This is a genomic window from Mesorhizobium sp. WSM4308 (assembly GCF_002294905.1).
Lineage (GTDB): Bacteria > Pseudomonadota > Alphaproteobacteria > Rhizobiales > Rhizobiaceae > Mesorhizobium.
Genome location: NZ_NSFW01000012.1, coordinates 183,697 through 207,894, shown reverse-complemented (window position 1 = coordinate 207,894; position 24,198 = coordinate 183,697). Strand labels below are relative to the sequence as shown.

Sequence of the window (24,198 nt, the reverse complement as noted above, 5' to 3'; positions counted from 1 at the left end):
CTTAGACCAGCCTCTATCAAAACGTCAATCTATGAAGATCGCGACGGACGCAACTCTTGGTCGGGTTGCGGGGCTGACAGGGCGGGCCGATTTCTGTCGTTCGGCCGTGGCTTCGCGAGTGGTTTTGGACCGTTGACGGCCTGCGGAAAAGGATGATGCTACGACTATCGAGCCCTTGCTCGATCTCGATATCGAATATCGCGAGACGCTTTAAGCCAGCGACTCCACCCGGCCACCTCTAAGTGTGAGTTTCTTCGTGCAAACGCGCTGGATGAGCGCATCGTCGTGGCTGGCCAGCACGATGATGCCGGCCTTTTCCGCCAGTTCGTCCATGCGTCGTTTGGCTTTTTCCTGGAACGACGCGTCGCCGGCGCCAATCCATTCATCCATCAGCAGAATTTCAGGCTCGAGAGTGGTCGCTGCTGCAAACGCCAAACGTGCCGCCATGCCTTGGCTGTACGCCTTGAACGGCAGGTCGATGAAGTCGCCCAGTTCGCTGAAATCGATTATTTCTTCCATCTTCTCTTCGATCTCGGCCGCCGTCCAACCGCTGATCAACCCTCTCAGCACGATGTTTCTGCGCCCGGTGGCCTCGGGACGAAACCCTATGTGGATGTTGAACAGGGCATCGACCTTGCCGGCGATCGATATCGTGCCACCCGATGGCTGGTAGATTCCGTATAGAACCTTGAGCAGGGTGGTCTTGCCGGCGCCATTCGGGCCGACAAGCCCTAACCGGTCGCCCGCCTTGAGCTCGAAGCTGACACCGTCGAGCGCCTGCACGACCTGTTTGGTGCCCGACTTGGCTATATTGCCGCCGAGAGCGCTCCGACGCCGGCCGGGCGCCGAAAGCGTCAACTTTTCAAACAGGCGATAGACGAGGCTGACATTGTTCAGGGTGATGGAGGTCATGGAACTCAGATCAGGAAAACGATGCGCTTGCGATAAAGGCCCAGCAGCAGCAGCGCAATAGCCCAGAGGCCGAGGCAGAAATAACCTGTCACCGCCAAGGAATGCCCCGGAAATATGCCCGCCGTGATCGGCTCGCGCACGCCCTCCAGGAAATAGGTGAACGGGTTCCAATGATAGGCATATTCTTGAACGCCCTCTTGCCCACTATAGACCCAGAAGACCGGCGTGAAGAACATGCCCACCCGCATCAGGTTGCCGACGATGAATTCGCTGTCGGGAAAGAATGCGCCCAGGAACGCAAAAACCACCACAAATGCAGGGGTTGCCAGGATGAGGAGCAACAATCCCAACAAGGACAGCAGCCAGTTCGTGTTGATGCCGTAACCGCTCAAAAGCAGAATGAGAACGCAACCCGCCAGCGAATAACCAGCCCGAATGATGCATTGCATCGTCAATCGCATCACATACACGAACAACGGCAGCGTCGTGCCCTGAATGAAGCTCGCTTCGCGCTGGAAGAGAGACACGCTCATGGTGATGGTCTCGGTAAGATAGAACCACACCAGCATGCCGATGGCCACATAGGCTATATAGCTGGGGTTGCTTGCGTCCTTGGTCACGAAAACAAAGGCAAATGTGCCGACGAAAGCGAAATAGTTGACCAGCATCCAAAGCGGGCCGAGTGTCGTGCGTCTGTGCTGGTCGCCGATGTCCTCATGGGCAAGCGCGATCCAGACCCGGTGTAATCTCATGGCTTTTGAGATGTCGTCAAAAGCGCCGTTTAGTGCCGCAATCATAGCTGGGAGTATCGCAATCCGTTGTTCTGGCGCATTGTCCTTCGCTGGCCATGGCGAACCACCACACCCATCTCTAATAGCCATTTCGACAGGCATATGGCAACGCATTGCGTCGTAACGAGGTCAAGAGCAGAGTCAACTGCGGCAAAACTGGACACGGGCTGATGCCATGCGGCTTTCTTCGTTAGCCGAGACTAATGTCAGGCTCGCGGCAATCTCCCAAGGATGATGCGCCACGCTTCTCTATTGACCGTCGGCTCTTCCCGAAAAAACCTCTGGCTATGACTTCGAGCCCACAGTATGCGATACAACGCGACGGGCCGGAAATCGCCCTTTGAGGAAAGAACGGCCATGAGCGATTTTCGTGTTCGCACTGTGCTGGTGTTCACGTCCACGAACCTGGAGCTGGTGCCATCCGATGAAGCTGGAATCTGTATTCGGACTTCGGCCACAGATGCACCTCGCCTTCATGAACTCAAGTAAGGTGTTCGACATTCGTGGATAGGGCAGATCTGCGCATAGCGGTGCTGATGGGCACGAAAGACGGCGCCGCGTTCATTGATGAGCAGTTGCAATCCCTGCTCGCACAGTCGCATCCGCTCATCGACCTCTGGATCTCCGACGATGGCTCCGTCGACGGCACGGTTCCCATCATCGAAGCCTGGAAGTCCCGCTGGACAAAGGGTCGAGTGACGTTGGTCGAGGGGCCGCACCGAGGGTTCGCGGCCAATTTCCGTTCGATGATAGTCGACCGGCGTATCGATGCCGACTTCTATGCCTTCAGCGATCAGGACGATGTCTGGGAGCCGGACAGGCTGGAAAGTGCCATCCAATGGATGCAGGCGTTCGGCGCGGAAACGCCGTTGATGTTCTGCTCGCGAACCGCGACCATGACCGAAACGGGAAGCCTTGTCGGCCAGTCGCCATTGTTTCGGCGGCCGCCGTCCTTCCGCAACGCGCTCGTGCAAAGCATCGCCGGCGGCAACACCATCCTGCTCAACCGCGCGGCACGCGACCTGTTGGCAAGGGCTTCGGCACGCACGGGCTTCGTCAGCCACGACTGGTGGGCCTATCTGATTGTCACCGGCGCCGGCGGCGTTGTCCACTACGACCCGCGGCCCCTGGTGCACTACCGGCAGCACGCGGCGAACCTTGTCGGCGCCAACGTGTCGTGGCGGGCAAGGTTCTCGCGGCTTGGGCGCCTGTTCAAGGGCGAGTTTGCCGACTGGACCGATGTCAACCTTGCCGGTCTGGCGGTCAATCGCGACCTCCTTACGCCGGATGCCGCGGCGTGCCTCGACCTGTTCGCAAGCGGTCGGCAGGGCAGTCTTTTCCAGCGTTTGCGCACTCTGGCCGCAAGCGGCGTCTATCGGCAGACCCTTGCCGGAACCTTGGGGCTCTATCTCGCATTCATCCTGGGTCGCATCTGAAATCGAATCGCTTCAAGGCGCGTGGTCGAGCGGTGCACCCGTGCTCGATCGGCGGAGCGTTTCTTCGCCGGCACAAGTTGACGGCGATACGTCGGGGAGTTCCCGCATGAGGCCAGCGAACGCAGTGACCCCGTCGGAAGGGGTCTTGCGCCAGTGCGAGAACCATCTTCATGAGACGGCCGCTGTTCAATCCGCGGACGTGATCGCCCGCGCCCTTTCAAGCGTCAATGCCACGATCGCGGCCGCTCTGTCCGCGTTTGCAGCCTCCGAATAGCAGCGAAGTTCAGGTGCGTTGCCGGAGGGCCGCAAATGGATGATCTCACCAGTTTGCATTCGCATCCTGAAGCCGTCGGTCTCGTCGACTTCGGCAACGGTCCCGAAAGGCGCCAGGAATTGCTGCAACGCATCCCGATCCGCGAGGCGGTGCATAAGGCTGTGCGAGCTTTCCACCGGGAAGTTTTCAAGTCGCTCGCTTGCGCAAACCGGAAGCTTCCAAACCGCGCGCAGCTGCGACAGCGTTTTTCCTGTCGATGCAACCAGACCCAGGACGGCGAGGATCGGGAGTAGGGAATCCCGTGTCGGCAATGCCGCCAGTGTCTTTCCGCGCAGGGAACAATCCGATCCCAGGAGAACGCCGCCATTGGCCTCGAAGCCGACGACGATGCGGCCGGCATGGTATGATGCTTCCATCCCTTCGATGACAAAGGGAGATCCGACTTTCGTTCTCACGACCTCGAAACCGAAAGCTTTCGAAATGCCCGAATTGGAAGTCACCGGCGTCACGACGACGTCTGCCCGCAAGAATAAGGCGGTGGCGAGGCCGATCAGGTCGCCGCGAAAAAGATCGCCATTCTCGTCGGCGATAAGCGGACGATCGGCATCGGCATCTGTCGACACGATGGCATCGAGGTTGAATTCCCCAGCCCAACGTTTGAATTTGGCAAGTGTGGTCGGGCTGACGGCTTCGGTGTCAACGGGCACAAAGGTACCGGATTTCCCGACAGGCGTCACATGAGCGCCAAGGGATTGGAGAATCTCGACCAACAGATCCGCCGCCACCGAGCTGTGCTGATAAACGCCGACCCTCATGCCGGAAAGGGAATTGGGCTGCAATATGATCTCGGCGCGCGCGCGATAGGCGGCGATCGCCTGATCATGGCGTGTTGGCAAGGCCGTTCCTGGCGGAGGCGGAGGGCGATAGGCTCCCGATCTTCCGGCGGCGTATTGTGCCATGGCGGCTTCATCCGCCTTGCTGATCTCGCCGTGCGGGCCGTAAAATTTGATACCGTTGCGGTCAGCGGGAATATGCGAACCCGTCACCATAAGTGCCGCTGCGCCATGCTGCTGGCCGTACAGCGCCAAAGCCGGTGTTGGAATGGCGCCGCAATCGACCGGTTGAAGCCCGCTTGCCGCCAGGGCTGCCATGCAGTTGGCGGCAATGGTGGGGCTGCTGTCGCGTAAGTCACGACCCACCAGCACCATGGCATTCGGCTGAATCCCGCCGGCAGCCAGGCGCCAGGCGAAAGCCTCAGTATAAAGCCCACTCGGGTTCCCGACCAATTCCGAAGCCAGGCCTCTGAGGCCACTCGATCCAAATTTCATCACTTCGCTTTGGCTGATGAGAGGGAAGCTGTCATATCGAGGTAGGTTCCCCTGTTAACCGAAAAGCGCTTCGCCGCCCACCCGAGGTTTTCCCCGAGAGCTTGAAAAATAGTGCGTCGCGATGAACGAACGGGTAACGGCAGCGCTGTGGAAAGTGCGTCAGACGCCAGCCAATCGCACCGCCTGACCTGCTCCTGGCAACAGCGTGAACCTTAAACCTCTCCGCCGGTTGCGCGATATCTGGTCGGCACTTGATCGCAATCGAACTGTCTGTGAAAAAATCTCTGGCGATGACCTCACGTCCACGCTATGCGGTAGCGATGGCGGGGGCCGAGGATTTGACGCTGAGAACAGGTGGCCGGTGACGGATGGTATTCGATCTGACGCCGCATTAGTGTTGAAGTTCTCACGCCTGGAGTTCAATACTCGCCAATGACTTCCTTTGCAGAAGCCGTGTTCGGATTTCGACCGAAGATACGGCGCGTCATCATCATGGTCCAGGACCTGCTCATGGTCCTGGTTGCGGTGGCGCTTAGTCTCGTCCTCTCCCGGTCAGACCTTTCGTTCGATGCATTCTCCTACCAAGGCCTGGTCGCCTGGGCCGGGATCGTTCTCATCAGCCACCTGCTGTTCAGATATTGTGGTCTCTACACCACGATCTGGCGCTTTGCCTCGACCCCGGACTTTTTCAACATTCTGAAGAGCTGTGCGATTCTGACGGTCGTGCTTTATGCTGTTTCGCGGATGTTTCGTCTCATCCAGCCCGTGGCTGGCCTCAACGAACGCCAATTCATCGTCTTTTTCCTCGTTTCCTTTACCATCATATCGGCGCCGAGGCTGTTCTATCGATTTCTTCGCGACGGCGCGAGCTGGGGCATCCTCACCCTCAGGGTCGATAAGGTGCAGGCCAGGCGGGCGCTGTTCGTCGGTCGGCTTGGTGAGGCCGACCTGATCATTCGCTTCACGCGCACGGCAGAGCCGACCGACTATTCCATTGCCGGCATCATGGCGACCGAGCGCGGCGCACCGTTGGGCACACGGATTCAAGGTGTTCCCGTGGTGGCGTCCCGGCCACGCCTGATCGATGTCCTGGAGGACTACGCCGCCGGCACCAGGAGCATCGACCTGCTTATTTTCGGCAGCGGCGTCGAGCATGAGATCGAGGAATATTCCGAGCTTGTGCGTGTCGCCCGGCATGGCGGCATAACCGTCTTGCAGTTCTCGAGCCTTTCGCAGCTTGGGCAGGAGGGAAAGATCGTTCTCGATGAAGTCGAGATGGAGACGATCCTGCGCCGCCCGACCGTGCCATCCGATATCGCGCGTATTGGCGCCTTCGTTGGCGGCAAGCGCGTTCTGGTGACGGGAGGCGCCGGATCTATCGGCCGCACGTTGGTCAAGCGGTCGCTGGAGCTGGGAGCAGGAGCGGTGCTGGTCGCCGACAATTCCGAGTTCGGCATCTTCCAGTTGAGCCAGTATGTCGACGAAAAGCACCATGATCGCCTGAAGGTGCGCATTGTCGATGTCGCGGACCGGCGTCAGATGACTCGTGTCGTCACGGAATTCAAACCGGACATCATCTTTCATGCCGCGGCGCTGAAGCACGTTCCGCTGCTCGAGGAGAACTGGGAATCGGCTATCCAGACCAATGTTTTCGGTACGCTTGTCTGCGCTGAGGTTGCCGCCAAATGCGGTGTTCCGCAGTTCCTGCTCATATCGAGCGACAAGGCCGTGGATCCGACCTCGGTGCTTGGCATCACAAAGAGAGCCGCCGAGCAACTCGTCAGTTCCTTGCACGAAAGCCACGCAATCGCGCCGGACGGGCGCCGTACGGGCACCAAATTCATAGCCGTGCGGTTCGGCAACGTGTTTGGCTCCAATGGTTCGGTGGCGACCATCTTCCAGGCACAGATCGAAGCCGGCGGCCCGGTCACGATTACCGATCGACGCATGACCCGCTATTTCATGACGGTGGCGGAAGCCGTCGATCTCGTCATCATGGCGGCCGCCGACGCCCAGTCGCGTAACGGCAAGGACGACTATGCCATCTATATGCTGGACATGGGCAAACCCGTGCCGATTCTTGAAGTCGCGGAAACCATGATCCGCATGGCCGGCAAGACGCCCTATGCGGATATCCCGATCCGCTTCACCGGCATCAGGCCCGGCGAGAAGCTGCATGAGACGCTACAGGGCGCCAACGAAGAGATCATCACGCTCGACATCGCCAAGATCTTCGGTCTCAGGACCGATGTGGTGGCGTGGCCTACGGTTCAGGCTGCGCTGGCCGCGTTGCAGGCGGCAATGAAGAGCCAGGACAAGGCTTCCGCCCTTGCCGTGTTGGCGCAACTCCATCTGCCGGAGACGCCGGCGCCCGACACGCAGCAGGAAACTGGCCCGAGAAGGGTCGGGCAAGCAGGTTAGATACGTTGCGGCTGACGGTTGAATGGCGGGATTTTGCCTGGATATCGATTCCGCGGCCGGCGGTGTCGGAGCAATTTCCGCCGGGAAAGCGCTCCTGGCCTTTGCCGGGAAAACCGTTTCACACTCTTCCTGGAATGGCGCTAGTGATGAGGGGACGGCTGTGAAGGGACTGAAACGTGCCTTCGATCTCGTCGCGGCGGTCTTGCTGTTGTTGGTGACATCCCCTGTTCTATTGCTCTGCATGCTTGCGGTGCGGGCATCGTCGCCCGGTCCGGTGATTTTTTCCCAGACGCGGGTCGGCCGCGATGGTGTGTTGTTTCGCTGCCACAAATTGCGGACGATGTATCAGGGCACGCCGTCCTTGCCCTCGCACGAGGCGCCAGCAAATGCCGTGACCGCGGTCGGAAGGACCTTGCGGAAGTTCAAGCTCGATGAGCTGCCGCAATTCTGGAATGTTCTTCGGGGCGAGATGAGCCTGGTCGGGCCGCGCCCTTGCCTGCCGACACAGACGGAACTGATCGAGCGTCGCCGGCAGCTGGGGGTTTTGGCGGCACGTCCGGGCATTACCGGCATGGCCCAGATCAGGGGCATCGACATGTCCAACCCGCGGCTTCTGGCCGAAACGGATGCCGCCTATCTCAGGACGGCGTCGTTCTGGCTCGACCTTCGCATCCTGTTTGGAACGCTCTATCGCAACTGAGGCGATTGAGCGTCTCCGAGCCGCGCTATTTCGGCCAGCCGCTCCAGCGTTCCGGTCTCCGGCAGCCAGCCTTCGGATACGAGCAGGGAAGGGTCGCATATCTGTGTCGCGGTCAGACTGTCCCAGGACGCCCGCTTGCCCAACAGGATCGCGGCCGCCCGCAACGGCCTGGCCGGCACGTCCACAAGGCGCCTCGGCCGTCCGAAACCGTCGCGAAAGGCGCCGACAATGTCGGCGATCGAAACCGGCGGCACATCGCTGGCGACATAGATCGATCGCAGCCGCCCCGAAAGGCTGAGCAGATGCCATACCGCACCTGCCGTCGATTGCGATGACAGCAGCGAGCGGGTTCCCGTCAGGGCACCTGTCGGCAGCGGCAGGCCCGTATCGGCCAGGCGCATCAGCGCCGCCAGGTTTCCTTTCATGCCGGCTCCGTAGACTGGTGGCAGCCGCAGCACGGTGGCGTCGGAACGGCCATGCGACGCATAGGCATCCAGCACCCTGATCTCTGCTTCGCGCTTCGAGCGCCCATAGGCGCATTGCGGATCGGGAATCGTGTCCTCGTCGATCGTTGCACTGACGCGCGCGCCGATCACGGCCCGGATCGAGGAGAGCTGGATGAACCGTCCGCTTGCCTGTTCGGCCGCCGCCTGCGCCAGCCTTGCGCTCAATTCCGCATTGGCCGCCCGAAAATCGGCTTCGGCGGCGTTGCCTTCATCATTGTTCAGACCCGCGCAATGAACGACATCGGTAACACCCCCGGCAAGCGCCAGGAAGGCAGCCGTCGGCGCATCGACATCGGGCATCTGCATGGCCTCATGCCCCCGACCAAGCCTCTCCGGGTAGCGGGACGCGAGGCGAAGCTCGGCGCCCGCCTCATGAAGCCGATGCACCACTTGACGGCCGATGAAGCCTGTCGCGCCGGTGACCAGGACTTTCATTGGTCTTGCCCTGAACCGCTATTGAGTGAATCGAAGCGCCCGATCTTCATCCCTGGACGAAGGGCGTCTTCCGTCACCGGCGGAAGCGCTCGCTCTTCCGTCTCGGGCGGAAACGCCTGGTCTTGCGGCAACGGAGCCTGGCGGCCCGAGGCGAGATACGTTCCCGACACCAGGAAGACCATCAGCACCGAGTCCAGAATGTCGTGGCCAATCAGGATGCCTGTCATCCCGGACGTGAGATAGGTGATCACCACGATGACAATCATGGTAGCGCCAAAACGCTCGATCGGATCGGTGCTATTTCGCAAAACCACGGCTGCGTTCCTGGCGGCAACGACGAAGATCGCGGCCAGCGTCAAGGCGCCCAGGAGTCCTGCCTGCACCAGGGCGGTCAGGAAGCCGTTGTGGAAATGATTGAAGCCTGCATCCATCCCGAACTGATCGTGGAAGCCCTGTTTTATCAGGGCCTGGGTGGCACCCACTCCATGTCCGAACAGCGGCATCCCACGAAACGCCTTCAGGCCAATATCCCACACGGCCAATCGCAATCCTGTAGCCGTCGTGTGGTCACCGTTGAGGGCGAGCGCGTCCAAGTCGGAACGCAGAAAGTCGACACGCCCGGATATTGTCTGGAAGCCGACAGCCGCGATGACAGCGCCGGCCGCCAGCAACAGCACCAGCAGGCGAATGGCGTTCCTTCCCTTGAGCCTGTGCTGGTTGATCAGTAGAACGGCGATACCGGCAATCAGCAGTGCCAGCCAGACAATGCGGGTGCCGGAGTAGATGATGGCGATCGTCCCGCCAAGTGCCGCGCAAATGAGGGCGATCCTGTGTCGCTCGACATCCGACAGGGCGCCGGCCACGCAGACCGCCACGGCAAGGCAGAGGACCTCCGCGAACACAATTGCATTCCCGGCCCCACCCTCGGCGCGGATACCAAGCCAATGTTGTTGGAAGACCGCCAGAAGCAGCGCGACAAAACAGGTCGCCATGCTGCTCAGCACGATGATACGGACAAGCGTCGTCTTCCGCGTAATGCTCCAGGTCGAATAGGAGATGGGGAAAAACAGGAAGGTGACTAGCGGGATCAGGTGCAATGCGTCCCTGGCGATCGCATGGTTGACGATGGACGCCACCAGATTGGCCGCGCAATAGGCATAGATCGCGATCGTCATCGCCATCATCGCCGGGTCGGTATTGAAGCGCCTTTTCTTGAGGGCGATCAACAGGACGGACGACAGCGCGCCGCCGTTGAATACGAAGCTGACCACCGATCCCAAAACCGGCGGAAAAAAGAAGCAAAGAATGGAGAAGTAGATATTGATCCGCGACGGCGTGAGTTGCTGACTTGCAGACGAAAGCCGGGTCAAGTTTCGGGCTCGCTATTCTCGAGTAGCTCTATGCGGCACATCCTGTTCGGCCGACCGAGTGTGCTCGCGTTGAAATTTGCCCGTGCCTGATGACGCATCTTGCCCGCTTCCGGGGGTTGTATAGCGGCTGGGCTGTCTTTTCGATAGTGCGGTGGAGCTTGTCGTCACCTAAAATCGGCGGCCGGTGCCCGACGATTGGGAATGGGCTCAAGGGGCGTCCGTCAACATGGTCTGCCGAGTAATTTTTTCCTAGCCTTTTCCCGGTTGCAAGCCTTGCGAACAGAAATTTCCGGGTTTTGGCGAAAGCATGGAAAAATCATTCCCGAACTGACTGCTGCCGGGCTCGTCTTGCATTGTTTTGCCGTGCGCCGATCTGCTAGAACGCCCGCACGAAACACTTTGTCCAGAAGCGACGCTTGAACCGGGCACAAAGCTCGATGATTTGACGCAAGGTCTTCTGTCGCAAGGCACGAGAGAACGCTCACAGTCTATGACAATCGCGCTTACGCATCTGCAGCGGCTTGAAGCCGAGTCCATCCACATTTTCCGCGAGGTTGCGGCCGCCTTTGCCAAGCCGGTCATGCTCTATTCGGTCGGCAAGGATTCATCCGTGCTGATGCATCTGGCGATGAAGGCGTTTTATCCCGCCAAGCCGCCTTTCCCGTTCCTGCATGTCGACACGACCTGGAAGTTCCGCGAGATGATCGCTTTCCGCGACCAGATGGCGCAGAAACTGGGCTTCGACCTTTTGGTTCATGTCAATGAAGACGGCGTGCGCGACAACATCAATCCGTTCGACCACGGCTCGAACACCCACACCCATGTCATGAAGACCGTGGCGCTGCGCCAGGCGCTCGACAAGTACGGTTTCGATGCCGCCTTTGGCGGCGCCCGCCGCGACGAGGAAAAGTCGCGCGCCAAGGAGCGCATATTCTCGTTCCGCAATGCCCAACATGTCTGGGATCCGAAGAACCAGCGCCCCGAAATGTGGAAGATCTTCAACACCCGCATCGCATCGGGTGAATCGATCCGCGTTTTCCCGCTGTCGAACTGGACCGAGCTCGATATCTGGCAGTACATCCTGCAGGAGAACATCCCGATCGTGCCGCTCTATTTCGCCAAGGAACGGCCGGTGGTGGAGCGTGACGGGATGCTGATCCTCAAGGACGACGACCGCATGAAACTGCGCCCCGGCGAGACAGTGGAGAACCGCCTGGTGCGGTTCCGCACTTTGGGCTGCTATCCGCTCACCGGCGCCATTGAATCCGATGCCGACACGCTCGAAGCCATCGTCGGCGAGATGCTGACTGCGCGTACATCCGAGCGGCAGGGCCGCCTGATCGACCGTGACGAAGCCGGCTCGATGGAAAAGAAGAAGCGCGAGGGATATTTCTGACCATGCGTCACATCATGGCAAAAAGCCTCGCCCCCACCGACAGCATCCGCGACTACCTGGCAGCGCAGGAGAAGAAGTCGCTGCTGCGCTTCCTGACCTGCGGTTCGGTCGACGACGGCAAGTCGACGCTGATCGGCCGCCTCCTGTCCGACACCAAGCAGATTTTCGAGGATCAGCTTGCGGCGCTCGAACGCGACTCGCGCAAGCATGGCACCACGGGCGATGACATCGATTTCGCGCTGCTGGTCGACGGTCTCGAGGCAGAGCGCGAGCAAGGCATCACCATCGACGTCGCCTACCGCTTCTTCGCCACGCCGAAGCGCAAATTCATCGTCGCCGACACGCCCGGCCACGAGCAATACACCCGCAACATGGCGACAGGCGCCTCGACCGCCGATCTGGCGATCGTGCTGATCGACGCAAGGCAAGGGGTGCTGCGCCAGACAAGGCGCCATTCGATCATCGCCTCGCTGCTCGGCATCCGTCACATCGTGCTGGCCGTCAACAAGATCGATCTCGTCGATTTCGACCAGGCGGTCTTCGACCGGATCGTCCAAGACTATGCACAATTCTCGCGCGATCTCGGCTTCCAGACCATCGTGCCGATCCCGATGTCGGCCCGCTACGGCGACAATGTCAGCGGCCGCACCGACAACATGCTATGGTATTCCGGTCCGACGCTGATCGAGCACCTTGAGACCGTGTCGGTCGAAGAAGCCGCCGTCGAGCAGCCGTTCCGTTTTCCGGTGCAGTACGTCAACCGCCCCAATCTCGATTTCCGCGGCTTTGCCGGCACGATCGCTTCCGGCGCCATCGCGCAGGGCGACGAAGTCGTCGTCGCCAAATCCGGCAAGTCCTCGCATGTCAAACGCATTGTCGCTCATGGCGGCGATCTCAAACAGGCGGTGGCCGGCCAGGCCATCACGCTTGTTCTCGACGACGAGGTCGAAGTCTCCAGGGGCAATATGCTGGTTTCGCCGGCCGCCAGGCCGCAGGTCGCCGATCAATTCGCCGCCAACATCGTCTGGTTTGACGAGCATGCGCTGCTGCCGGGCCGCTCCTACATCCTGCGCACCGAAACCGACCAGACCAGCGCCACCGTCACCGACCTGAAATACCGCATCAACGTCAACGACTTCGCCCATGAGGCGGCCAAGTCGCTTGAAATGAATGAAGTCGGCATCTGCAACATCTCGACACGGGCGCCGATCGCCTTCGATCCCTTCGCCGAAAACCGGACCACCGGCGCCTTCATCCTGATCGACCGCATATCGAACGCCACCGTCGGCGCGGGCATGATCGTGCACTCGCTGCGTCGTGCCGAGAACATCCATTGGCAATCGCTCGATGTCGGCAAGCGCGTGCGCGCCGACATGAAGAACCAGCGCCCTGCTGTGTTCTGGTTCACCGGGCTTTCCGGCTCCGGCAAGTCGACCATCGCCAACCTGTTCGAGAAGAAGCTGTTCGCCACCGGCCGTCACACCTATATTCTGGACGGCGACAATGTCCGTCACGGTCTCAACCGCGATCTCGGCTTCACCGATGCCGACCGCGTCGAGAACATCCGCCGGGTCGCCGAAGTGGCCAAACTAATGGCCGATGCCGGGTTGATCGTGATTGTCTCCTTCATTTCGCCGTTCAGCGCCGAACGGCGCGTGGCGCGCGAGTTGATGGCCGATGGCGAGTTCATCGAGGTGTTTGTCGACACGCCTTTCGAGGAGTGCGCCAGGCGCGATCCGAAAGGCCTTTATGCCCGCGCGCTGAATGGCGAGATCAAGAATTTCACCGGCGTGGATTCACCTTACGAAGCACCGGAAAACCCGGAGATCCATCTGAAGACGCTCGGCAAATCGGCGGAAGAGATGGTAGATGCCCTGGAACATTGGCTGAATGAGCGCGACATTGCCGAAGACCAATATGAAAGTGGCGGCGGTATCTGACGACAGGTCGATGCTCGACGTCTTCGAGCGGCTGGCCCTGGCGGCTGGACGCGAGGTGATGCGCGTCTTCCGCGCCGGCTGCGCGGTCGACCGGAAATCAGACGCCTCGCCGGTGACCGAGGCGGACCGCGAGAGCGAGAAGATCATTCTCTCCGGCCTGCGCGCCGCATTTCCCGAGATTCCCTGCGTGGCCGAAGAGGAAGCGGCGTCTGGAATCATGCCGACCGATCTTGGTGAGGCCTTTTTCCTTGTCGATCCGCTCGACGGCACCAAGGAATTCGTCAATCGCCGCACCGACTTCACCGTCAACATCGCGCTTGTCCGCCATGGTGTGCCGGAAGTCGGCGTCGTTTTCGCGCCTTGCACCGGCCGCTTCTTTTCGGGACGGCCGGGCCGCGCGGAAGCCCTGGAAATCAATGACGACTATCAGATCGTCGGCCGCCGGCCGATTTCGGTGAGAGCGGCGACATCACCACTTGCCGTGGTTGCCAGCCGCTCCCACAACACGCCTGAAACCGAAGCCTATATTCGCGACCTCGGCGCAGCCGAGATCGTTTCCGTTGGCTCTTCCTTGAAATTCTGTCTTCTCGCCAGCGCCGAGGCGGATGTCTATCCTCGCTTTGGACGAACCATGGAATGGGACACCGCCGCGGGGGACGCGGTGCTGCGCGCGGCGGGCGGTACGACACGAACGCTCGATGGCAAGCCCTTGGCTTACGGCAAACGCGATCAGGCCGATGACGAGGATTTCGCCAACCCGCATTTCATTGCCAGCGGCAGGGCAGGGGCGAGCCCCGCCTGAGAGCTGCTGCCGATTACTCGGCTGCGGCCTGCGCCGAGTTCGAGCCGATATAGTTGCGGATCGTCTCGATGATCCGGTCCTGGTCAGCTTCGCTGAGATACGGGTGCATCGGCAGGCACAGGATGCGCTTCGGCAGTTCCTCCGAGACGGCAAGACCGGTCGGCGTGCGCGGGTAGTCGCTATAGGCGACCTGCGCATGTAGCGGCTTGACGTAGTAGATGACGGACGGAATGCCCTTTTCGCTCAGATGCACCTTCAGGCCGTCGCGCTTGGTCGTCTCGATGGCGTACTGCGCCCAGGCCGAACGGCTGCTGTCGAGGTTGCGGGCTGCGGTGACGACATCGCCCAGCCCTTCGGCATAGCGGTTTGCCACCACCTGGCGCGCCACCATCTCGTCTTCGAGAATGGCGAGCTTTTCAATGAGGATCGCCGCCTGCAGCGTGTCGAGCCGCGAATTGATGCCGACGCGGATGTTGTCGTACTGCGTCTCGCCCTTGCCGTGGAAGGCAAAGGAACGCAGCTTGTCGGCCATCTCGTCGTCATTGGTGAACATCGCGCCGCCGTCGCCATAGCAGCCAAGCGGCTTGGCGGGATAGAAGCTGGTCGAGCCGACATGGCCGAACGCACCGCACATCTTGCCATCGAGCGACCCGCCCATCGACTGGGCGGCGTCCTCGATCACCAACAGCCCTTCGCGGTTGGCGATCGCCATGATCGCATCGTAGTCGGCGGCGAGGCCGAACAGGTCGACCGGGATGATCGCCTTCGGCTGCAGCCGGCCTTCTTTCTTGATCATGGCGATGGCCGCCTCGAGGCTGGCGATGTCGATGTTGTAGGTCACCGGATCGACATCGACGAACACAGGTTCCGCCTTGGCCAGCGCCACCACTTCGGCGGTGGCGGCAAAGGTGAAGCTCGGCACGAACACCGCGTCGCCCGGGCCGATCCCGGCGGCGAACAGCGGCAGCAGCAGCGCATCGGTGCCGTTGGCGCAGGCCACGACATGTTTGGTGCCGATATAGGCCGCAAGCTTCTTCTCGAACTCCGCGACCTGCGGGCCAAGGATATAACGGCCGTCCTCGACGACATGGTCGATCGCGGCCTTCAGCCGGTCGCGGATGCGTTCGCGCTGTGCGCCAAGATCGATGAACTGCATGTCAGCCTCAAAAACGATTTTTAACCGGGCGGTTTAGCCAAAGAACGGCCCGCTGGTACCAGAGTTGTGCTTGCCGAGAAAGCCGGACAGCCAGAGCCGCCAATTGCCTGGGTGTCGCAGTCTGTTACCTCCGATTTCCGGCGTATCTTCACAAGATGCCGGAAATCCGGGCTTCGTCAGGCGCGCTTGCGTCTTTATAGTCCCGCTGGGCGGCCCCGCGAAACATAAAGTGATCGGCTGGCTCAACTTAAATTGAGCGTTACTCAGGCGATTTCATGCCGCCATGGCGGATTGGCGCCCGCGCGCGACACGGTCACTGCCGCTGCCTTGGCACCAAGCGCCAATGCCTTGCGAATGGCGTCTTGCGGAAGGCCGCCGATGGCCGCCTTCGTCAGCAGGCCCTGTTCATGCAGCGAGGCGAGAATGCCGGCGTTGAACGTATCGCCCGCGCCGACCGTATCGACCACCTCGACCTTTTCCGGCATCACGGTGACGGTGTGGTCCTTGGTGTAACCGACGGCACCTTCGCTGCCATGGGTCACGACGATCAGCTTGGGTCCTCGATCGAGCCAGTTGCGGATGACATCGTCATGCGAGCCGGCTTCGCCGAACCAATGGAGGTCTTCGTCCGACAGTTTCACGATGTCGGCCATCGCCATCATCTCGCGGATGCGCTTGAGGTGCTTGGCCTTGTCCGGGATGAAGTTCGGCCTGATGTTGGGGTCGAGCATCATGACGCGGCTTGCATGCTCGCGCCGCATGAACTCTTCATAGGCGCCGCCGGCTGGCTCCGAGATCAGGCTGATGGCGCCGAACAGCATGGCCTCGATCTCGTTGCCGAGCGACGGCAGGTCGTCGATCGTCAGCATGCGCCCCGCGGTGTTCTCGTCGTAGAACGTGTAGGTCGCCTGGCCATTGGTGAGCCGCACGAAGGCGAGCGTGGTCGGCCTGGGCGAGGTGTGGGCATAGGTGGAACTGACCTTGCTCGCGCCCAGCGCATCCCTGAACTGGCCGCCGAAAAGATCCGACGACAGGCCCGAAAAGAAGCCGGCCGGCGCACCCAATCGGCCAAGCGCGATCGCCGTGTTGAACACCGCGCCGCCGACATAAGGGGCAAAGGCCGGCTCGCCCTGCGTCGTGATGCGCGGCAGCATGTCGATCAGGGCTTCGCCGCAGCAGAGGATCATGGCGTCTTGGTCTCCGGCGGATAGATCACGCCCTTGCGGATGATGATGTTGGCGTAAAGCCTGGGCTCGCTTGTCGCGACAATGGCATGCGCCGACTTGACCCGTGCATAGAAGTCGGCGCCTGCCAGTGCAACCACCTTGCGGCCCGGTGCGTGCTTGGCGCAGATCGCCTCGATCTCGTGATGGACTGGATCGGCAATCGAGGGATTGCCTTTGACGGAGGCGCGAAACAGGGCTTCCGGAACGGCGTCGTCGACCGGCAGCACGCTCAAGATCGCATCAAGCACCGGAATGAGGTGATGACCATCGGCCCGGATCAGGCGCTTTGCCTGCTCCTCGGCCGGATAGTTTCCGTCGACCAGGGCGATCTCATCGCCATGACCCATGGCGCGCAGCGTCGCCAGAAGGTCCGGACCGAGCAGCGCCGGGATTCCGATAAGCATTCAGGCGCTCCTGGAAATCGTCGTCGAGCCGATCAGGAAGCGCTCGGAAAGCGGCAGGCTGGCGCCGCCGAGCGCCCGGGCATGAATGCCGACGGTGCCCTCGCGAACGGCGGGAAGTTTCAGACCTTCGCCGTCGATTGTCGCAATGGCCGCGATGATGGCATCGACCAGCCTGCGGCGCACCGCCTGCGGCATCCAGCCGTCGACCACCGCCGCCTCGAAATCGATGACCGAGGACGCCGCGACGATGGCATAGGCGAGCGCCTGTGAAGCGCTGGCGATCCAGTCGTCGAGTTCGGAACCGATCTCGCCCCAATCCTCGGGCGACGTCCATAGGTGCGAGGCCTCGACGCCGCGGGCATTGAGCGCTTTTTCCAGCATGGCGATCGACGCCACGTCGATCAACTGGGTCGGCTTGCCGTCCGGCCCGGGCACCGGCATGGAGCCGAGCGCGCCGGCATTGCCGGTTGGCCCGCCGAACAGCCGGCCGTTGAGCACGATGCCGCCGCCGGCGAAGGCGCCGATATAGAAATAGACGAAGTCACGTGCGCCGCCCGCCTGGCCGAAGACGAGCTCGGCGCCGCAGGCTGAGGTGGCGTCGTTCTGCAGATAGACCGGAAAATCGCATTGCGACTGGATATCGGCCCTGATGTCGCGGTGGCGCCATTCGTCCATGACATCGCGCGGCGCACCGGCGGTGTCGGCCCAGTTCCACAGTTCGAACGGCATGGCGATGCCGAGCCCGGCGATGCGCTTGTCCTGCGCCGGTGTCAGTTCGCCGCGCATCTTCTTCATCCCTGAAGTGACGAATTCAACCGTCTCGCGCGGTGCCGGATAGCGATAGGAGTGCTGCAGCATCGAGCGCACGTGCCCAAGAAAATCGATCAGCACCAGTTCCGCGCTGCGGCGGCCGATCTTGAGGCCGATGAAGAAGGCGCCCTCCGGATTGAGCGCCATGGGTATTGAAGGCTGGCCGATCTTGCCGCGCAGCGGCGCCTGGCGCACGAGCAGGCCTTCTTCCTCGAGTTCGCGCATGATGACCGAAACCGTCTGCGCCGAAAGTCCGGTCATGCGGGCGATGTCGGATTTCGCCAGGCTGCCTTGCTGGCGCACCAGCGAGAGCACTAGCCGCTCGTTGTGATCGCGCATGCCGCTCTGGTTGGTGCCGCGGTGAATCAGGCTGTCATTCGCTTCGGGCGAACCGTGCCTCGCAGTGGCGGTCTCCACCCTGTTCCTCCCATCGTTTCCCCTCAACGCTTTTGGGCCAGAATGAGTGAACGACGCAAGGCTGTCAATAATAAATAAGAGTGATTTAATTATTGACAGCGGCCGCGGTCTGGTGTCTGTTGAGGCGGCGTCCACGCTGGGAGAATTCGTAGGATGCGCCGTAGATGCCGGTGGCCGGCATCCGGAATGGTTCCACTGGGAGGAAGATCGTGACCAATACAAAATTGTTGAAATCGACCGTGTTTGCCGCGGCTGCCCTGGGTCTGATGGCGTTTGCGTCGTCCGCCTCCGCAGCCGGCGTCGGCGCTTGCCTGATCACCAAGACCGACACCAATCCCTTCTTCGTCAAGATGAAGGAAGGCGCGACCGCAAAGGCCAAGGAACTCGGCGTCGACCTCAAGACCTATGCCGGCAAGATCGACGGCGACAGCGAAAGCCAGGTGGCGGCGATCGAAAGCTGCATTGCCGACGGCGCCAAGGGCATCCTGATCACCGCATCCGACACCAAGGGCATCGTGCCGACCGTGAAGAAGGCGCGTGACGCCGGCCTGCTGGTGATCGCGCTCGACACGCCGCTCGACCCGATCGACGCGGCCGATGCGACCTTCGCCACCGACAATCTGGAGGCCGGCAAGCTGATCGGCGCCTGGGCCGCCGCGACGCTCGGCGACAAGGCCAAGGACGCCAAGATCGGCTTCCTCGACCTGACGCCGTCGCAGCCGACCGTGGACGTGCTGCGCGACCAGGGCTTCATGATGGGCTACGGCATCGACGTGAAGGATCCCAACAAGATCGGCGACGAAACCGATCCGCGCATCGTCGGCCACGACGTCACCAACGGCAATGAGGAGGGCGGCCGCAAGGCGATGGAGAACCTTCTGCAGAAGGACAACACCATCAACGTCATCCACACCATCAACGAGCCCGCCGCGGTCGGCGCCTACCAGGCGCTCAAGGCTGTCGGCCTTGAAAAGCAGGTGCTGATCGTCTCCGTCGACGGCGGCTGCCCCGGCGTAAAGTCGGTGACGGAAGGTGTCATCGGCGCGACGTCGCAGCAGTACCCGCTGCAGATGGCGGCGCTCGGCATCGAGGCGATCGCCGCCTTCGCCAAGGATGGAACCAAGCCGAAGCCGACCGAAGGCAAGAATTTCTTCGACACCGGCGTCAACCTGGTGACCGACAAGCCGGCCAACGGCGTGAAGTCCATCGACACCAAGGAAGGCCTCGCCAAGTGCTGGGGCTGATGCCGACCTGACCGGCAATTACCGAACTCGAGCGGTCGGGGCTTGATCCCCGGCCGCTTCGGGTGGACGATGGGTCGCGTGACCGCGAGCAATCCCGGCGACAGACCGGAAAGACGTGGATGGGCGTCGGCGCTAGGCTGACCCCTCACGGGGAGGAAACATGGCTCAAACTCAGGAATTCGAGAAGGTTCTCTCGGGCAGCGACACCAGCGTTGCCGCGTTCGACGAACACAAATCCGCAGTCAGGCGCGTCCAGCATTTCCTGCATTCGACGCCGGCGGCGGTGCCGCTGATCGTGCTGGTCCTGTCGATCATCATCTTCGGCATCACCATTGGCGGGCGCTTCTTCTCGTCCTATACGCTGACGCTGATCCTGCAGCAGATCGCCATCGTCGGCATTCTGGGCGCTGCGCAGACACTGGTCATTCTGACCGCCGGCATCGACCTGTCGATTGGCGTCATCATGGTGATTTCAGCCGTGATCATGGGCAATTGCGCCGTCAGTTACGGCTTGCCGAGCGTAGTGGCCGTGGCGCTCGGACTTGCCGCCGGTGCTGCCTGCGGGCTGCTCAACGGGTTGCTGGTCGCTTACATGAAGCTGCCGCCTTTCATCGTGACCCTTGGCACGTGGAACATCGTCATGGCCACGAACTTCATCTATTCGGCCAATGAAACGATCCGCGACACCGACGTCGACACCCAGGCGCCGCTGCTGCATCTGTTCGCCCTGAGCTTCAAGGTCGGTACCGCGGTGCTGACGCTCGGCGTCATCGCCATGGTCGCGCTGGTGATGCTGCTCTGGTACGTCCTCAACCACACCGCCTGGGGCCGCCATGTCTACGCTGTCGGCGACGACCAGGAGGCGGCCAAGCTGTCGGGCATCCAGACCAAGAAGGTGCTGGTGACGGTCTACACCCTTGCCGGGCTCATCGCTGCTTTCGCCGCCTGGGTCTCGATCGGCCGCAACGGTTCGATCTCGCCGTCGGCGGCCGTCACCGACTACAATCTGCAGGCGATCACCGCGACGGTGATCGGCGGTATTTCCCTCTTCGGCGGGCGCGGCTCGATCCTGGGCACGCTGTTCGGCGCGATGATCGTCGGCGTCGTCTCCATGGGCCTCAACATGCTTGGCGCCGACCCGCAGTGGAAAGTGCTGCTCACCGGTGTGTTGATCATCGGCGCCGTGGCGGTCGACCAATGGATCAGAAAGGTTTCGGCATGACCCAGGACCCCATTCTCACCGCGCGCGGCCTGGTCAAGCGCTATGGCCGCGTCACCGCCCTCGACAATGCCGACTTCGACCTCTATCCCGGCGAAATCCTCGCCGTCATCGGCGACAACGGCGCCGGCAAGTCGTCGCTCATCAAGGCGATTTCAGGCGCTGTCGTGCCCGACGAAGGCGAAATCCGGCTTGAAGGCAAAACCGTTGCCTTCAAGTCGCCGATGGAAGCCCGCGAGGCCGGTATCGAGACCGTCTACCAGAACCTCGCGCTGTCGCCGGCACTGTCGATCGCCGACAACATGTTCCTCGGCCGCGAGATCCGCAAACCCGGCTTCCTCGGGCAATGGCTGCGCATGCTCGACCGTCCGGCGATGGAAAAGCGCGCCCGCGACAAACTCACCGAACTCGGCCTGATGACCATCCAGAACATCGGCCAGGCGGTGGAAACGCTCTCGGGCGGCCAGCGCCAGGGTGTCGCGGTGGCGCGCGCCGCTGCCTTCGGCAGCCGCGTGGTGATCATGGACGAGCCGACGGCGGCCCTTGGTGTCAAGGAGAGCCGCCGTGTGCTCGAACTGATCCTGGACGTCAAGAAGCGCGGCCTGCCGATCGTGCTGATCTCGCACAACATGCCGCATGTCTTCGAGGTGGCCGACCGCGTCCACATTCATCGCCTCGGCCGTCGCCTCGCCGTCATCGATCCCAAGCAATATACGATGTCCGACGCCGTTGCCTTCATGACCGGTGCCAAGGCGCCTCCGGAGGCTGCGCTGGCCGCCTGATTGTCAAATTGCCGCAGGGTAAGCTGGCGGGCGTTCATCTAAATCGATTGAATATATGTTGCAATGCGGTAACATGGGCTGGGATGAATGGTGAAAGCCGGTATGATCGTTGCAACCGCACGAGAGGCAGCATGACGCGCGCAATGACATCCGAAACCCTTCCGCCCCTGCTCGAAAATCCTGATCCGAAGACGCTCGCAAGGGAAGTCTTGGTGGCCCTCAAATACCGGGTCGGCAAGGACACCACCGTCGCGACCCAGTACGACTGGCTGACGGCCTCGATCAAGGTCGTGCGCGACCGCATCGTCGATCGCTGGATGCAGGCAACCAAAGAGGCCTATGACCAGCAGGAAAAGCGCGTCTACTATTTGTCGCTGGAGTTCCTCATCGGCCGCCTGATGCGCGACTCCTTCTCCAATCTTGGCCTGATGGCCAATATGCGCGAGGCGCTGTCGTCGCTCGGCGTCGACCTCGATCTCATCGCGGCGCTGGAACCCGACGCGGCGCTCGGCAATGGCGGCCTTGGCCGGCTTGCCGCCTGCTTCATGGAAAGCATGGCGACCGTCGACATTCCCGCGCATGGCTACGGCATCCGCTACGCCAACGGCATGTTCCGTCAGGAGATCCACGACGGCTGGCAGGTGGAACTGCCCGAGACATGGCTCGATCACGGCAACCCCTGGGAGTTCGAAAGGCGCGAACGCTCCTTCGAAGTCGGCTTCGGCGGTTCGGTGGAGTCCATCACGTCGAAGGACGGCCGGCTCGAGCGCCACGTCTGGAAGCCGACCGAACATGTCCTGGCTGTCGCCTACGACACGCCTGTCGTCGGCTGGCGGGGCAACCGCGTCAATACGCTGCGGCTGTGGTCGGGCATGCCGGTCGATCCGATCCTGCTCGACAAGTTCAATGCCGGCGACCACATCGGCGCGCTCGCCGAAAGCAACAAGGCGGACGCGCTGTCGCGCGTGCTTTACCCCGCCGATTCCCACATGGCCGGGCAGGAGCTCAGGCTGCGGCAAGAGTATTTCTTCTCGACCGCCTCGCTGCAGGACATCGTGCAGCGCCATCTCAGCCAGTATGGCGACCTGAAGTCGCTGCCCGACAAGGCGGCGATCCACTTGAACGACACCCACCCGGCGATCGCCGTGCCGGAGCTGATGCGGCTCTTGATGGATGTCCACGGCATGGACTTCGACCTCGCCTGGGACATCACCAAACGCACCTTCGGCTACACAAACCACACGCTTCTTCCCGAAGCCCTGGAAAGCTGGCCGGTGCCGCTGTTCGAGCGGCTTCTGCCGCGCCATATGCAGATCGTCTACGCCATCAACGCGCAGGTGCTTCTGGAGGCACGCGCCACCGACCAGTTCTCGGGCGAGCAGATCAGCCGCATTTCGCTGATCCAGGAAAATGGCGACCGCCGCGTGCGCATGGGCAATCTGGCCTTTGTCGGCTCGCATTCGATCAACGGTGTGTCGGCGCTGCATACCGAGCTGATGAAGGAAACGGTGTTTGCCGACCTGCACAAGCTCTATCCCGATCGCATCAACAACAAGACCAACGGCATCACGCCGCGGCGCTGGCTGATCCAGTGCAACCCCGGCCTGACCTCGCTCGCCCGCGAGGCGATTGGTGACCGTTTTCTCGACGATATCGACTCCATCAAAGGGCTCGACGGCTTTGCCGATGACAGCGCGTTCCGGGAGAAATTCGCGGGCGTCAAGCGCCAGAACAAGGCGCGGCTGGCCAATCTCGTCGCCGACCGACTCGGCATCAAGGTCGACCCGTCGGCGCTGTTCGACATCCAGGTCAAGCGCATCCACGAATACAAGCGCCAACTCCTCAACATCCTCGAGGCGATCGCGCTCTACGACCAGATCCGCTCGCATCCCGAGCGCGACTGGATGCCGCGCGTAAAATTCTTCGGCGGCAAGGCGGCGCCCAGCTACCACAACGCCAAGCTGATCATCAAACTCGCCAATGACGTCGCCAGGGTCATCAACCGCGATCCGGCGGTGCGCGGCTTGCTGAAGGTGGTGTTCGTGCCGAACTACAATGTCAGCCTGGCCGAAGTATTGATGCCGGCCGCCGACCTGTCCGAGCAGATTTCGACCGCCGGCATGGAGGCGTCGGGAACCGGCAACATGAAGTTCGCACTCAACGGCGCCCTGACCATCGGCACGCTCGACGGCGCCAATGTCGAGATCAAGGAATGCGTCGGCGACGACAACATCTTCATCTTCGGCCTGACCACGGCCGAGGTCGCTGAACGGCGCAGCAACGGCTACAACCCGCGTGCCGTGATCGAGGGCTCGCCCGAACTGTCGCAGGCGGTCGCGGCCGTTTCCTCGGGCGTCTTTTCGCCGGACGATCCGGACCGTTACCGCGACCTCATCAACGGCCTCTACACCGGCGACTGGTTCATGGTCGCCGCCGATTTCGACGCCTACGCCGCCGCCCAGCGTGATGTCGACGCTGTCTGGCGCAACAGCCCGGACTGGTATGCCAGAGCAATCCGCAACGTCGCGCGCGTCGGCTGGTTCTCGTCCGATCGCACCATCCGCCAATACGCGAAAGAAATCTGGAACGTGCCTGCCTGATGTGATTGCATGAGGCCACGAACAATGTG

The 24,198-nt window shown here is 61.7% G+C and carries 19 protein-coding genes; 10 read left to right on the top strand and 9 right to left on the bottom strand.

All coding sequences use genetic code 11. The features are described 5' to 3' along the window. Nucleotides 1–210: 210 nt before the first annotated feature. Both CK227_RS22715 and CK227_RS22710 read right to left on the bottom strand, forming a co-directional pair. Complete coding sequence (locus tag CK227_RS22715; protein WP_245433485.1) at nt 211–858, bottom strand: ATP-binding cassette domain-containing protein; 648 nt, start codon at nt 856–858, stop codon at nt 211–213. A gap of 59 nt (nt 859–917) precedes the next feature. Next, on the bottom strand, nt 918–1,709 hold the full coding sequence (locus CK227_RS22710) for an ABC transporter permease (RefSeq protein ID WP_095770836.1): 792 nt from the start codon (nt 1,707–1,709) through the stop codon (nt 918–920). Between the two features lie 497 nt (nt 1,710–2,206). Here CK227_RS22710 and CK227_RS22705 point away from each other — a divergent pair, with 497 nt between their 5' ends. Beyond that, entirely contained in the window at nt 2,207–3,139 is a 933-nt protein-coding gene (locus CK227_RS22705; protein WP_095770835.1) for a glycosyltransferase family 2 protein, read from the top strand. A gap of 186 nt (nt 3,140–3,325) precedes the next feature. Here the strand turns inward: CK227_RS22705 and CK227_RS22700 are convergent, their stop codons facing one another. After that, complete coding sequence (locus tag CK227_RS22700) at nt 3,326–4,741, bottom strand: phosphomannomutase (protein WP_095770834.1); 1,416 nt, start codon at nt 4,739–4,741, stop codon at nt 3,326–3,328. 432 nt (nt 4,742–5,173) lie between these two features. Between CK227_RS22700 and CK227_RS22695 the strand changes: the two genes are divergently transcribed. After that, the gene (locus tag CK227_RS22695) at nt 5,174–7,162 is read left to right on the top strand and encodes a nucleoside-diphosphate sugar epimerase/dehydratase (protein ID WP_095770833.1); all 1,989 of its coding nucleotides are present in this window, start codon (nt 5,174–5,176) and stop codon (nt 7,160–7,162) included. 160 nt (nt 7,163–7,322) lie between these two features. Then, complete coding sequence (locus tag CK227_RS22690; RefSeq protein ID WP_095770832.1) at nt 7,323–7,862, top strand: sugar transferase; 540 nt, start codon at nt 7,323–7,325, stop codon at nt 7,860–7,862. On the opposite strand, the gene CK227_RS22685 is transcribed toward CK227_RS22690, so the two are convergent. Together CK227_RS22685 and CK227_RS22680 are read right to left on the bottom strand one after the other, a co-directional pair. Continuing rightward, nucleotides 7,850–8,803, bottom strand: coding sequence for an SDR family oxidoreductase (locus tag CK227_RS22685; protein WP_095770831.1), 954 nt, complete (start codon nt 8,801–8,803; stop codon nt 7,850–7,852). The genes CK227_RS22690 and CK227_RS22685 overlap by 13 nt on opposite strands. After that, a complete protein-coding gene (locus CK227_RS22680; RefSeq protein ID WP_245318015.1) occupies nt 8,800–10,173 on the bottom strand; it encodes an O-antigen ligase in 1,374 nt (457 codons plus the stop codon). Before CK227_RS22680 ends, CK227_RS22685 begins: the two co-directional genes overlap by 4 nt. 490 nt (nt 10,174–10,663) lie before the next feature. Here CK227_RS22680 and cysD point away from each other — a divergent pair, with 490 nt between their 5' ends. From cysD to cysQ, 3 genes are read left to right on the top strand one after another with little or no spacing between them, the layout of a single operon-like run. Next, a complete protein-coding gene (gene cysD / locus CK227_RS22675; protein WP_010914955.1) occupies nt 10,664–11,569 on the top strand; it encodes a sulfate adenylyltransferase subunit CysD in 906 nt (301 codons plus the stop codon). Nucleotides 11,570–11,571: 2 nt separating this feature from the next. Continuing rightward, the gene (gene cysN, locus CK227_RS22670) at nt 11,572–13,509 is read left to right on the top strand and encodes a sulfate adenylyltransferase subunit CysN (protein ID WP_179296333.1); all 1,938 of its coding nucleotides are present in this window, start codon (nt 11,572–11,574) and stop codon (nt 13,507–13,509) included. A 10-nt stretch (nt 13,510–13,519) separates the two neighbouring features. Next, nucleotides 13,520–14,311: a 3'(2'),5'-bisphosphate nucleotidase CysQ gene (gene cysQ / locus CK227_RS22665; protein WP_179296346.1), complete on the top strand. Its 792-nt coding sequence runs from the start codon at nt 13,520–13,522 to the stop codon at nt 14,309–14,311. Between the two features lie 13 nt (nt 14,312–14,324). On the opposite strand, the gene CK227_RS22660 is transcribed toward cysQ, so the two are convergent. The 4 genes from CK227_RS22660 to CK227_RS22645 form a co-directional block, all read right to left on the bottom strand. Next, nucleotides 14,325–15,467, bottom strand: a complete 1,143-nt coding sequence (locus CK227_RS22660; RefSeq protein ID WP_095770829.1) for a DegT/DnrJ/EryC1/StrS aminotransferase family protein — start codon at nt 15,465–15,467, stop codon at nt 14,325–14,327. Between the two features lie 263 nt (nt 15,468–15,730). Beyond that, nucleotides 15,731–16,654, bottom strand: a complete 924-nt coding sequence (locus CK227_RS22655) for a carbohydrate kinase (protein WP_095770828.1) — start codon at nt 16,652–16,654, stop codon at nt 15,731–15,733. Then, on the bottom strand, nt 16,651–17,097 hold the full coding sequence (locus CK227_RS22650; RefSeq protein ID WP_095770827.1) for an RbsD/FucU family protein: 447 nt from the start codon (nt 17,095–17,097) through the stop codon (nt 16,651–16,653). Before CK227_RS22650 ends, CK227_RS22655 begins: the two co-directional genes overlap by 4 nt. Beyond that, the gene (locus CK227_RS22645) at nt 17,098–18,324 is read right to left on the bottom strand and encodes an ROK family transcriptional regulator (RefSeq protein WP_095770826.1); all 1,227 of its coding nucleotides are present in this window, start codon (nt 18,322–18,324) and stop codon (nt 17,098–17,100) included. It abuts the gene before it with no gap. A gap of 227 nt (nt 18,325–18,551) precedes the next feature. Between CK227_RS22645 and CK227_RS22640 the strand changes: the two genes are divergently transcribed. The 4 genes from CK227_RS22640 to CK227_RS22625 all read left to right on the top strand — a co-directional run bounded on the left by CK227_RS22640 (nt 18,552) and on the right by CK227_RS22625 (nt 24,169). Next, on the top strand, nt 18,552–19,568 hold the full coding sequence (locus CK227_RS22640) for a sugar ABC transporter substrate-binding protein (RefSeq protein WP_179295792.1): 1,017 nt from the start codon (nt 18,552–18,554) through the stop codon (nt 19,566–19,568). Nucleotides 19,569–19,728: 160 nt separating this feature from the next. Continuing rightward, on the top strand, nt 19,729–20,790 hold the full coding sequence (locus CK227_RS22635) for an ABC transporter permease (protein WP_095770825.1): 1,062 nt from the start codon (nt 19,729–19,731) through the stop codon (nt 20,788–20,790). Then, on the top strand, nt 20,766–21,569 hold the full coding sequence (locus tag CK227_RS22630) for an ATP-binding cassette domain-containing protein (protein ID WP_245318013.1): 804 nt from the start codon (nt 20,766–20,768) through the stop codon (nt 21,567–21,569). Before CK227_RS22635 ends, CK227_RS22630 begins: the two co-directional genes overlap by 25 nt. Before the next feature lie 131 nt (nt 21,570–21,700). Further along, nucleotides 21,701–24,169 (top strand): glycogen/starch/alpha-glucan phosphorylase, encoded by a 2,469-nt coding sequence (locus tag CK227_RS22625; RefSeq protein WP_095770824.1) that lies wholly within the window; start codon nt 21,701–21,703, stop codon nt 24,167–24,169. Nucleotides 24,170–24,198 lie beyond the last annotated feature (29 nt).